This is a genomic window from Ornithinibacillus sp. 4-3, from assembly GCF_040958695.1.
Lineage (GTDB): Bacteria > Bacillota > Bacilli > Bacillales > Amphibacillaceae > CALAMD01.
The window spans coordinates 1,233,868-1,246,592 of the sequence record NZ_CP162599.1; the positions used below are offsets into that span (position 1 = coordinate 1,233,868).

Consider the following 12,725-nt stretch of genomic DNA (forward strand, 5'->3'; position numbering starts at 1 on the left):
CCTATAGTATTAACCCCATTGATTAAAGATAATATGTCCAATAATTGCTGGTCTCCAATAACGAATTTCTGCTATTTCATCAGAGCTTAATGAAGATTGTTCTTCGTCAAAAGGTTGGTTTAACGTCTCTGCATCAAGTACTTGATAGTATGGAGAGAGATATTTTTTCCACTCTAATACATCAATAAAAATAGCTTCACCATGTTGTATCTCTGATGCAAAAGCAATAAAAGGAAAATGCTGATGCAGAAGAATTAAAAAATCTTTATGATTATGTAGAGTTGTAATTTGAGCAAGATGATAATTATTCGGATATTCTGCTTCAGTCCACTGGGTAACAAGTCCACCAGTTTTTAAAATAATGTTATAGCACAGCTGTTTAAATAATTTTTTATCTACTTCAGGAAGCGCAGGTTCTCCAGCTTTATGAAATCCAGTTATACCTCTAGGTAGTCTCATCATTCTCCCTCATTTAACTGATGAAGGTAATTTTTTGGTCATCGTTACATGTGGGATTCCCGCATCATAAAACTCATCAGAAACAGTCTCATAACCTAGCTTCACATAAAACTGTTCTGCATGTGATTGAGCATTTAGCTTAGCTTTTTGATAACTATGTTCTGCAATAACTTCTTCCATAGCTAAAATCATTTGCTGACCATACGACTTTCCACGATATTCCTTTAGAACACAAAGCCGCTCTAGCTTTCCGTATCCATCTACCCAACGTAATCTTCCAGCAGCAACAGCCTTATCATCTGCATACCCTACAAAATGAATTGCTGTTTCATCAAATTCATCATGCTCGATTTCTGGATCTACTTTTTGCTCTTCGATAAATACGGTTCCACGAATTTGATAAGCATCTTTTAATTCAGCTTCAGATTTTACAATTACAATTTTCATTTTCATCCCTTACTTTCTGTATAAAATAGTAGTGAAATGTTAGGCTGTAGAGAGGGGTATCTCTACAGTATTAGTTAAATTATATAGAAAACATTAGTTTAATAACATCTGGTAATTCCTTTTGCCAGTATTTCCATGTATGATTTCCTTCAGCTATTTCTTCATACGTATATTCGTCTGTCTTACTTGCTAAAACTTCTTCAAGTTCACGGTTTGGAGCTACAAAGTCAACCGAACGATTAAAGGAAGTTTCAACAGCAGTTTCTTGTAGACCGATAGAATGATATACATTTGTTAGATCATTGGCGCTGTAGCTTACACGATTCATCACTTCCTCATCGATGTAAGGAGACTGCATAATTACATGAGTAAAAAGGTCAGGATGAGAAATCCCAGCCATTAAAGCAATTGTTCCCGCTAAGGAATCCCCCATTAATGCATGAATAGACTCATTTGGATTATATGGAAGTAATTCATCTAAAAATGGAATAACTTCATCTGTTAGAAATTGCACATAAGCATCATATTGATCACCATTTGGATGGTATTTACGTTTACGATCTTCTTTATCTAGATAATGAATTCCGACGAAAATCGTATTTATAAGCTCGCCACTTTCATGAAGACGATCGCTAATAGTTGCAACACGACCGAGTTGAAAATAATCATTTCCATCTTGCATAATACAGATTGTATAAGGATCAGCAGAAGAGAGTGTTTCTGGTTCATATATTTTTAATTCTTTTTTCTCCTGAATAAACTGGCTATCAATCTCTTTTGTATACATTGTTCCTTTTCTTTTCAATAAAAGCACCTACTTGCTATCATAGTATTATTTGATTATAGAGGTTGAACACGCACTTATAACACTTCATAATTTTTGCTAAGGCATTAATCTCTTTAATTGATTTTGATAAAGCTGATTGTATTTCCCTTGTTGCTCTACTAATGCATCATGATTTCCTCTTTCAATAATTTTTCCATTTTCTAGCATGATGATTTGATCAGCTTCCTGGATTGTATTTAGACGGTGAGCGATAACTAAACTTGTACGTCCGTTCATTAATTTCTTTAATCCTTGTTGAATTTTCATTTCTGTAATGGTATCAATATTACTTGTTGCTTCATCTAAAACTAATAAGGAAGGTTTTGCTAGGAATGCTCGTGCAATGGTAATTAATTGTCTTTGTCCCTGGCTGATTCCTGTTCCATCCGTATTTAAGATTGTATCATACCCTTTAGGAAGTTCCATGATAAAATCATGTGCATTTGCATTTTTAGCAGCCTTTATAATTTCTTCATCTGTTGCTTTTAAATCACCATAGCGAATATTTTCACGAATCGTCCCATGAAATAAGAAGGGATCTTGTAAGACAAATGCCATATGGGAGCGTAAATCATTCCGCTTAATCTGCTTTAAAGGAATCCCATCTAATAATATTTCTCCACCTGTATAGTTATAAAACCGTGATACTAAATTAATAATTGTTGATTTTCCGGCACCAGTATGACCGACAAAAGCAATGGTTTCTCCAGGTTGTGCTGTGAAATTAATATTTTGCAAGGTTAATTCTTTTTCATAAGCAAAGGAAACATCTTTAAACTCAAGACGTCCTTGGATATGATCAAGCGTTTTTGCATCTTTCTCATCTGCTTCTTCCTGTGTTTCATCCATAATATGAAACACTCTTTCTGCTCCAGCAACAGCAGACAATAACACATTAAATTGGTTGGAAAGCTCATTAAGTGGACGTGTAAATTGTCGTGCATATTCTGTAAAAATAACAATGACTCCGACAGTTATATATCCATTAAATGCAAGAATTCCACCAAACAATGCAATTAATCCGAAGCTTAAAAAGTTCAACATATTCATTACTTTTGGAATATAACCAGAGAATACCATAGACCAGAAGCCAGATAATTGTAGTTGATCATTTTTTTCACGAAAATCTGTATTTACTCGCTCTTCCTGTGAAAAGGTTTTGATGACATGATGACCTGAAACCATTTCTTCCACAAAGCCATTGACCTCACCAAGACGATTTTGTTGGAGCTTAAATAAAGGACCTGTACGTTTAGTAATCCAGCGCATACAGATAAACATGACTGGAATAATAGTCATTGTAATGACAGTAAGCAGGGGACTTAAATAAAGCATTACACCTACAGTCCCGATTAATGTAAGCACACTAGCAAAAATCTGAATAACAGATTGATTCAAGGTGATATTTACATTATCAATATCATTTGTCACCCGACTCATTAATTCTCCATGTTTTCGCTTATCGAAAAAGGAAATTGGGAGCTGATGAAATTGCCGAAACAATTCATCACGCATTTTATACACTGCATTTTGTGCAATTCCAATCATCCAATAGTTTTGTAAGAAAACAGATACCGAATGCATTAGATAAACCCCAACTAGTAGAAGCAGTAATGTGCCTAAGCCATTTACATTTTGCTGTACAATAAAGTCATCGATTGCCATACCTACCATAAATGGTCCTAATAAACTTAATGCGGAGCTTATTAGCACCATTGAAATGACAAGAGTCAATTTTCCTTTTTCTCGTGTTAAATAAGACCAAATTCGTTTAATGGTTTTCCACATGTTTTTTGGACGATTTTTCTTATCTCGCTTAACCTTCGATAAGGGAATTCTTTCATATTGAAAAGGCTCTTTTAGTAGTTTAGTAAACATTACGAAGCTCCTTTCCAAATTGAGATTCAACAATTTGATAATATAATTTAGAGTCCTTCATTAACTCTTCATGTGTTCCAATTGCTAATACTTTTCCTTTATCAAGCAAAATGATACGGTCTGCCCGCATAGCGGTAGCAATCTTTTGCGTGATAATTAAGGTCGTGCAATGATCACGCTCAATCGCATCAAGTAATCGGGATTCAGTGTCTATATCAAGTGCACTAGTACTGTCATCAAGCATTAAAATTTTTGGCCGACGAATTAAAGCTCGAGCAACAGAAATACGTTGTTTTTGTCCACCAGATAAGTTTACACCTTTTTGGCTCACGACTGTCTCGTATTTTTCAGGAAGTGCCATGATTGTTTCATGGATTTGTGCATCCTCCGCCGCTTGGATAACTTCTTCTTTGGTAGCATCCTTTTTACCCCAGACAATGTTATCTGTGACAGAGCCACTAAAAAGTAAAGGGTTCTGTGGGACATAGCCAATTTGCGAACGAAGATCTTCTAAATCATAAAGCTGAATATCCTTGTCATCAATGAAAATCTCCCCAGATTTAATATCATATAGTCTAGGAATAAGCTGAAATAATGTAGATTTTCCCGAGCCTGTAGCACCTAGAACAGCTATCTTTTCACGTGCATTAATTGAAAAAGATATATCCTGCAATACTTGTTGATTCATATTTGGATAAGTAAAGGAAACGTTTTTAAAATCAATTTTTCCATCTTTAATGATATCAGGATTAGCAGCTCGATCCTGAACCTTTTTTTCATTAATAGCTAATACCTCACTCAGACGATCAGAAGAAGCCTTGGCCCGAGCAAAAGCCATAATGATAAATGAAAACATCGAAATCGACATTGCGATTCGTAAGGCATAGTTTCCAATTGTTACGACATCACCGACAGAGGTTTCTCCCGTCATAATTTGTTTATTTCCAAACCAAAGAATGAAAATTAAACTTAGGTTCATCACAAATAACAGAATAGGTGTGGATGATTCTACAAAGCGAAAAGTAAACCGCGTAGAATCAGCAAGCTCTTCATTAGCTTTTGTAAATCTTTTTATTTCAAAAATTCTTCGTACAAACGCTTTAATTAAGCGCATACCAGCCAAGTTTTCCTGTAATAGTTGGTTGACGCCATCAACATTATTTTGTACACGATGAAAATATGTACTAGCCTTACGTAGTACCCATAACATAAATAGAACAAGTAAAGGTACTGTAACAAGAAAGATTGCTGCTAGCTTTGCATTTACAATAAATGCCATGATAACGCCACCGATTACCATTAAAGGTGCACGTGTCATAATTCTTAGTGCCATATAAATGGTATTTTGAACTTGACGAACATCATTTGTAAATCGGGTAACAAGTCCAGAGGTTGGGAAGCGTTGTAGCTGACTTAATGAGAAGGAAAGAATCTTTTCAAATAATTTCTCTCGAATGTCATATGCAAAGCGATTGCTCGCATGAGAAGCATAAAAGGAATTAATAATTCCACAAATGAAGGCCAAAAGGGTAAGGCCTAACATAATTGATCCCCACATGATAATATTGTCCATGTTTCTATTCATAATCCCATCGTTTATCATTAATCCAAGAAAGAGAGGAAGTAATAATTCAATGATTAATTCGATGAACGTTAGGGAATAAGCAATAACGATTGGAAATTTATAAGGTTTTAAAAACGCCAAAACTCTTTTCACAAGCATCCCCCATAATCGTATTTTAAATTTTCTTTTTATTAATTATAGAACAAATAAAAAGTGGATTCCACGAATCACGCTTAAAGTAGGAAATTTGCTTTGAATAGATTCTTCCAATACACTTAAAGTTATGTGAAAAGAAGAAGATTTATCTGGAAAATAAAAGAGGATGTTCAAAAAGTCCAACAGAAATGATAGGGCGAATAGGGGAACTTCGACTAAGTTCCAACACGTCCTGTGTTGAACGTCGAAGTCATCACATCCTATGAAAGTCCGTTCGTAAAATGATATCGCCTTGAACTTTCGACGCACAGGATGCGCTACGACGCACAGGATGTACTAGTGCAGATGTTGCGAACTTAACCGATGATGGTCCTTTTTGAACACGCACTAAAAAGAAATCTTTTTAAGTATCTGGATAGATAATTTGAGAAAGGAGAATCATCTAAATGGAAAACTTACAAGAAAAAGTAAAAAAAGTACAAGCACAATTACAAGAGAAACAAAATATGTATATTGATGGTGAATGGGTAGACAGTGCATCAGGAGCAACAAGAGAAATGATTAACCCAGCAACGGAAGAGGTTATTGCAACAGTCGCAGATGGAAATGAATCAGATGCTGCGCAAGCAGTAGAAGCTGCTTATCGTAGCTTTTATCAGGATGGTTGGTCAGAAAGCTATGCGCGCGATCGGGCAGATAAGCTATTTGCCTTAGCTAATTTATTAGAAGAACGAGTAGAGGAATTTGCGATTATTGAAACATTGAATGCTGGAAAAGTGTTGGATGATGCTATTTATGATATTCACGATGCAGTAAATCAATTGCGCTATTATGGAGGACTAGCTACAAAGCCAAACGGACAAACCTTTGATGTTCCTGATAATGTTCAAACATTGGTTATTGCTGAACCCGTTGGCGTAGTTGGGGCGATTGTTCCATGGAATTACCCATTATTAATGGCAATGCAAAAACTCGCTCCTGCTATAGCCGCTGGATGCTCTATCGTAATAAAGCCTGCGGAGACAACACCACTAACTTTAATTAAATTTTTTGAACTGATTGATGAAGTTGGTTTTCCAAAGGGAACAGTGAATTTAATACTTGGAGACGGAGCTTCAGTTGGAGCAGAGATTACAAGACATCCTAAAGTAGATAAGGTTACGTTTACAGGTGGAAATGCAACTGGAAAGAAAATCATTCAGGCTTCAGCAGATACGATTAAGAAAGTAAGCTTAGAATTGGGTGGAAAATCACCATTAATCATATTCGATGATGCTGATTTTGAAGCGGCAGTGGATCATGCATCTTTTGCTATTTTCTCAAACCAAGGTCAAGTATGTTCAGCTGGATCAAGACTCATTTTACACGAGTCCCTGCACGATAGATTTATGGAAGCCCTTGTTGCATTAACAAAGAAAATTAAAGTAGGCAATGGATTAGCTAAAGAAACAGATATGGGGCCGCTGATTTCTAAAGAACATTTTGAACGAGTGCTTAACTATATTGCAATAGGTAAAAACGAAGGTGCAGAACTAGCTTGTGGAGGAAATCCTATTGATGGAAAAGGCCATTATTTAGAACCGACCATTTTTACGAATACTACTCCAGATATGCGAATTGTGAAAGAAGAAATCTTCGGACCAGTCTTAGTTGTACAAACATTTAAGACAGAAGAAGAAGCTATTGCACTTGCCAATGATAGCATTTATGGATTAGCTGGTGGTGTATTCACAAATGATTCAGCAAAAGCAATGCGTGTTATTAAAAAAGTACGTGCTGGAATTACCTGGATTAATACGTACCATAATACGTATAATGAAGCGCCATGGGGCGGATATAAGCAGAGTGGAATAGGTAGAGACCTAGGAACCTATGGCTTAGACCAGTACCTGGAATATAAACAAATTAATATGAGCCTAAATGTAGCTCCATCTAATTGGATTAAAAATAGAGATTAAAATAAGCGAGATTCCTAGATATGATAGGAATCTCGCTTTATAGCTGTAGTTGACTTTAAATAAAGAATCACCTATAATAAATTCTGCATCTTCAAATATATCTGATTCCGTAGCTCAGCTGGGAGAGCGCCACCTTGACAATAATAATTATTACGAGCCGTTAGTTCAGCGGGAGAATACTTCCTTGACAGGGAAGGGGTCACAGGTTCAAATCCTGTACGGCTCATAGATTTAAGCCACTTCATATTCTTGTGAAGATGGCTTTTTATTTGCTTTCAAAAATGTGTAGAAATTTAGAGGAATGCAGTCGGAATCATATAAATTATAAAAAAGGTTGATAGCAAATCAAGTTTTTTTATGGAGATAGATAAATTAAAAGAAAAATCCGTAATGAATAAGCTGTAGATAGGTAAGAAATGAATAGAATAGAGAATTCTTATTTGGAACAGCGATTTTTAAAAGATAAATAGAATTGAAATAAGTACATCCTGAGATAACTGTTGTCTGTTTCAAGGCTATTGACTTGGCATTTGTGTTTGTTAGAATTGATTTAATGGAGAATGACGACAAAGGGGCTCAATTATGAATAAGTTTTTGAAATTAAGTGTATCGAGTATCATGGTTGGGGGACTGCTTGTTGGTTGTGGTGATTTGGCAACAATCAAAAATAAGGAAGAAGTAGAAAGTGATACAGTAGCAACTGACAAAATAGATGAAGTTGTTGCGGAACAAGAAAAAGATGAGTTGCTTCTGTGGGAAAGCAGCGAAAACTTTGGTGAATGGATTACGAAATCTATCGAAATTCTTGAAGGGGATTTGGACGATCCAAGAATTGAACAATCAGGGAATGACGAGGGATTTACGTATTATTTGAAGTCAGAAGCAATTTCGGAATTGAAGCTCGAAATGAGACCATGGGTAGAAGGTAAAACAATAGGTGAAGACATGAAGAATTTGGTCATGCTTCAATCGATACTTGGTCATTTGCAATTTGTTCGAACTTCACATTTAGGATATAGCGGAGAAGCGATAGAAGCGGTTGAACTTGTAGAACAATGGGAACAAACGCCTGACGAGATGAGGGAAGCCAACAAATACATGAAGCAATTATTGCATGACCTTGACATTGCGGTCAATCACGATGGAGAAGGAGAAACATATGGCGTAACACATACGTTGGATGGCGACAAAGTTTTAGAAATGGAGAAGGCTTGGAATGGTGGCGCTATTCCTGCCTCGGATCTTGAAATTGAATTTTTCACTTATGGAGACGACTTAGACTCGAATTATGATTCACTTGAAAGTTTCGTTAATGAGCTTTCCAAAAATTGGGCGCACGATTCGCAATTCCGAGTAAATCAAATGGACTATACTGCTGAAATGCAACTTGTAGAACAAGCGCTTTATGATATAGCATACTTCGAAAATGAAATTGAAGAATTAGGATTATCTGAACAATTTGGAGACCTGCAACAAACTGGCTTCGAAATGGTAGTCAATGATTATGATGACCGTGACACGAAAATTCACGATGAACTAGCGGTAAAATACGAAGAAATTTTAAAGGTTATAATAGAAGAATCAAATGGAGCATTTAAAGATTTCGAAAGCGGCGATTAATTTCGCCGTTTTTTCTTGGTTTCATATCTTTCTTAGGTTATAGCCTAGATATCTAGTAAATTTTTATATTTTAATTGTTTTTAAAAACTTTAAGAGAAAAAGATGGACGAATAGTTAGATAAAAGTATCTAAATGATTTTAAAAAATATAACCTATCTCTTGCCGATTTCCAAAAAGGGGACATGCTTTGACTCCATTTACCATGAAAGTAAAATTGCAACTGCAATTAGTAACAATATGTACAAACTTTTAAACTTATGTTCTTTCCACATGCTAACTAAAATATTTACTCCTGCAATAGCCATTAGAATAATCCCTATTTTATTTAATATAATTAAATAAAATAGGTTTCCTAACAGAATAAGCAAATATCCAATTATAAGTAAACCAACGGTAAAAAAGAAACTCTTTGATTTTAAATCTCTTTTAGCCTCGTTTTTCTCTTTTTCACTCATTGTTCTATACTCTTTAACAACAAAAAAGGTAGTAGCTCCTAAAGTAATTAACAAGAATACAAGGGTATCAACGTTTACTGCCAAATAATCTCTCCTAAACTATTAAGATGTTTCATATTACCTGATATTTACATTACTTGATGGTGTAAAAAGAATAATTAAAGGTGGAACAAAAGAAACTATTATTTACTTATGTTTAGTTAACAAATGTAGTATGTTTAGCTTTCCAATCTTCCAACTTGATGAAAACCCAAAAACCATAGATACCTAGTGTAATAATAGTTAGCAACCACCATTTAATCCAATTTCCAAATAAGCCGATGGCAGAACCATTAAATTTCATCCTTTTACCTTCAATAACAGTGTGATTAATTCTCCATCCATAAATCATCGTAACTGCCCAAGGATAGCAAATTCCTAAAGTACAGATAGTTACTAAGGCACCTAATATTACCCAACCTACAAATTGTAATAATCCCCCATCAAAAAAAGATGTTCTTCCTCTGTGTACTTGAATGGTTTGTGTAGACATACTTATCCCCCCAGTATTTTTTATAGTGATTGATAAAAAAATATAATTGCTACAAAAGAATTAATATATAAATTCTTTTGTAATTAAATATACCTATATAAAAGTTGAAATTTTTTTGAAGTGAGAATTAACCATAGTATGTTAGATCTCATCTCTCACGAAATTCCCCGAACTGAGACTAGTTATTTTGTAATAGATAATATTATATTAACAGAAATAAATGAAAAAAGGTAATCTTGTTATTTTTCGAGTTAATTTCTTTCCAAAAGAGCTTTATAAGTAGGTCAATCGAGAACATCATAAATGAGATGAATCAAAGCATTAATTTGTATAACTGAAAAAAGAGCCAAAAGAATGTTGAGGTTATTTTAACAGTCGCGAGTATTTGGTGATAAAATAAAGCAGCTCATAACAGCTTATACATGAAGGACTGTTACGAGCTGTATATAGATTGCTTACTAGGGGAGAAGTTGTATCTCAAACAAACTAGAAAAACAATTTTACTCCTACTCTAAAAAGTGGGTTTTGATTGGTAAAAGTAATTTGGTGTTACAATATCATTCTTATATGGTTTATGGTAAATATGAGTTGTTGCAGGAGATACTGGCGGAATAAGCCATGTCCAGTTCCCTGTTATTGATCTGCCATGCTTTTCTTCGTTCTTTTCAAAGCTTTTAAATTGTTTTGCAGCGGTATGATGATCAATTAAAGTCACACCAGCTCCTCGATAAGAATGTAGTACCGCAATATTTAGCTCGACCAAGGCTTTGTCAATCCATAATGGGTTTTGTTTCGTATTTAACTTCATTATTTCTGCCATTTTAGGTAATAAATTATAGCGATCACTATCTGCTAAATTTCTAGCTCCAATTTCAGTTCCCATGTACCAGCCATTAAAAGGAGCCATAGGGTAATCAATTCCACCTATTTCCAAGCGCATATCTGAAATAATGGGAACAGCATACCATTTAACATTTAAGTCACTAAAGTCATCGAATTCTGGATGAGTTATTGGTACCTCTTTGATAGTGTGCTCTGGTATTTCGAAAATTTTAGGTTCTTTTCCTAATTCTTGTATAACTAAAGGTAGGATATCAAAATCACTATGCTTTCCTTTCCAGCCAAGTTCTTCGCACATCTTAGTAAGCTCTATTGATGTTGAATCGCCAATCACTTTATCCCCAATTTGATATCCAGCATAACGAATTAATTGATGATTCCATATTCTGATTGGGTCTTTTTCAGTTTTACGAGGGGCAAAGATTGTAATGGTAGATTGGATTTTTCCATCATTTGTAGCAAACTTAATATGTTCAATAAGTTTCTCATAAGCTTGCTCTGTTGTATGTACATCTCTTGCATCAAAGACATTTAAAGTATTCCAAAGTAGTCGGCCTATGCAACGATTGCTATTCCGCCAAGCCATTTTTGCGCCATGTATTAATTCAAAATCTTCATGAGTGTATGTTCCAGTAGCATTTATCTCATTTTTAATATTCGTAATTCTTTTTTGTTGTTTTTCCTTAGATATGCCAAGCTCGTCATAACAATTTTGTATGAATTTCGTAGCTTCTATAAATAAATGATTAGTTTTAGTAGATTGAATCATCTGTATCAACTCCATTACCTTAAGTTTATCATGTGTGTATATTTGTAATAACAATAGGTGTGGAGAATCTATGAATTTTTTGTGGAACGGTAAATAAGTAGAAGAAAAATTACAATAACTTTTTCTTCTACTTACATATAAAATAGTATTGTTTTTTAATAGGGTTTCCAGCGGAGTTTCTCAGCTTCTCTATATCTACGGTCTACAGCATCCCAGTTAACAACATTCCACCAATTATCTACATATTGGTCACGGTTATTTTTGTACTGTAAGTAATAGGCATGCTCCCAAACATCAAGAACGAGGAGAGGCACGACATCCCATTGACTTAGATTTTGATGTTTTTCTGCCTGTAAGATTTCTAGACGATGTGCCCTAGGAGACCAAACGAGAATTGCCCATCCGACACCTTCTACATTTTTAGCTGCTTCAGAAAAATGTTTTTTAAACTTTTCGAAACTGCCAAAAGATTCATCGATAGCTTGTTTTATTTTACCAGACGGGACTCCGCCGCCTTTAGGACTCATAATTTCCCAAAAAATGGTGTGTAAATAATGGCCTGCCCCATTAAAAGCAGCCTCTCTTTCCCAATGTGTAATTAATTTATAATCATTCTTTTTTCTAGCCTGAAGCATTTGACGTTCTGCTTCATTTAATCCATCTACATATTTTTGATGATGCTTTAAATGATGAAGTCTCATGATCTCTTCACTTATATAAGGCTCTAATGCATTATAGGCATAAGGAAGAGGAGGCAATTTATGTTTACCAATTCCAACCTTCGTTCCACTGTTCTCGCCCCGTAGTTGCTGATCGTCATTATCTGCATCCGGAAGCTTTTCTTCACGTTCTTCACGACTTGGTGATGGATTTAATAGTAGCTCCCATTCATCGTATAAGTTTTGAGCGGTTTGATATAAGTCATCTAATGTTTCATCTCTAGATTCTTCCTCAAGGGATCTTTTGAATTGTTGAATCTTATTTCCCCATTCTTGCTCCTTTTCTTCAGAAGGAAAATTTAGGCTTCCTTTAAGCTGTTGAGAGTTCTGATACACGGTATCACACCAATTAATTAAATACGATCGATAATTTTGTTGCGTTTGTTCCACCAACGAACACCCACTTTCTGCTGTTTGTCATTAATATATTAATGAACTAGGTGAATGGTTCATATGGAATAAAAATAGGAACAATTTGCTTGTCGATAATTATTTAGATGGA

At 34.9% G+C, this 12,725-nt stretch carries 11 protein-coding genes and 1 tRNA gene; 3 read left to right on the forward strand and 9 right to left on the reverse strand.

The features are described from left to right. Positions 1 to 9 precede the first annotated feature (9 nt). The 5 genes from AB4Y30_RS05985 to AB4Y30_RS06005 form a co-directional block, all read right to left on the reverse strand. Positions 10 to 459 (reverse strand): hypothetical protein, encoded by a 450-nt coding sequence (locus tag AB4Y30_RS05985; protein ID WP_368654581.1) that lies wholly within the window; start codon positions 457 to 459, stop codon positions 10 to 12. 9 nt (positions 460 to 468) lie between these two features. Beyond that, a complete protein-coding gene (locus AB4Y30_RS05990; protein ID WP_368654582.1) occupies positions 469 to 906 on the reverse strand; it encodes a GNAT family N-acetyltransferase in 438 nt (145 codons plus the stop codon). A 79-nt stretch (positions 907 to 985) separates the two neighbouring features. Next, positions 986 to 1,720 carry an alpha/beta hydrolase gene (locus AB4Y30_RS05995; RefSeq protein ID WP_368654583.1) on the reverse strand — a complete coding sequence of 245 codons (735 nt, stop codon included), beginning with the start codon at positions 1,718 to 1,720 and terminating at the stop codon, positions 986 to 988. 69 nt (positions 1,721 to 1,789) lie between these two features. Next, positions 1,790 to 3,610: an ABC transporter ATP-binding protein gene (locus AB4Y30_RS06000; protein WP_368654584.1), complete on the reverse strand. Its 1,821-nt coding sequence runs from the start codon at positions 3,608 to 3,610 to the stop codon at positions 1,790 to 1,792. Then, positions 3,600 to 5,327 (reverse strand): ABC transporter ATP-binding protein, encoded by a 1,728-nt coding sequence (locus AB4Y30_RS06005; RefSeq protein WP_368654585.1) that lies wholly within the window; start codon positions 5,325 to 5,327, stop codon positions 3,600 to 3,602. The genes AB4Y30_RS06000 and AB4Y30_RS06005 overlap by 11 nt, the downstream gene beginning before the upstream one ends. A 449-nt stretch (positions 5,328 to 5,776) precedes the next feature. On the opposite strand from AB4Y30_RS06005, the gene AB4Y30_RS06010 reads away from it, so the two are divergent. The 3 genes from AB4Y30_RS06010 to AB4Y30_RS06020 all read left to right on the forward strand — a co-directional run bounded on the left by AB4Y30_RS06010 (position 5,777) and on the right by AB4Y30_RS06020 (position 8,908). After that, entirely contained in the window at positions 5,777 to 7,288 is a 1,512-nt protein-coding gene (locus AB4Y30_RS06010) for an aldehyde dehydrogenase family protein (protein ID WP_368654586.1), read from the forward strand. 154 nt (positions 7,289 to 7,442) lie between these two features. Beyond that, a tRNA-Val gene (locus AB4Y30_RS06015) sits at positions 7,443 to 7,514 on the forward strand. Between the two features lie 356 nt (positions 7,515 to 7,870). Next, positions 7,871 to 8,908, forward strand: a complete 1,038-nt coding sequence (locus AB4Y30_RS06020; RefSeq protein WP_368654587.1) for a hypothetical protein — start codon at positions 7,871 to 7,873, stop codon at positions 8,906 to 8,908. A 197-nt stretch (positions 8,909 to 9,105) separates the two neighbouring features. Here AB4Y30_RS06020 and AB4Y30_RS06025 read toward each other — a convergent pair whose 3' ends face one another. The 4 genes from AB4Y30_RS06025 to AB4Y30_RS06040 form a co-directional block, all read right to left on the reverse strand. Further along, entirely contained in the window at positions 9,106 to 9,447 is a 342-nt protein-coding gene (locus AB4Y30_RS06025; RefSeq protein WP_368654588.1) for a hypothetical protein, read from the reverse strand. A gap of 112 nt (positions 9,448 to 9,559) precedes the next feature. Beyond that, entirely contained in the window at positions 9,560 to 9,895 is a 336-nt protein-coding gene (locus AB4Y30_RS06030) for a hypothetical protein (protein WP_368654589.1), read from the reverse strand. Between the two features lie 511 nt (positions 9,896 to 10,406). Further along, complete coding sequence (locus AB4Y30_RS06035; RefSeq protein ID WP_368654590.1) at positions 10,407 to 11,504, reverse strand: nitric oxide synthase oxygenase; 1,098 nt, start codon at positions 11,502 to 11,504, stop codon at positions 10,407 to 10,409. Positions 11,505 to 11,659: 155 nt separating this feature from the next. Next, positions 11,660 to 12,616, reverse strand: a complete 957-nt coding sequence (locus tag AB4Y30_RS06040) for a superoxide dismutase (protein ID WP_368654591.1) — start codon at positions 12,614 to 12,616, stop codon at positions 11,660 to 11,662. Positions 12,617 to 12,725 lie beyond the last annotated feature (109 nt).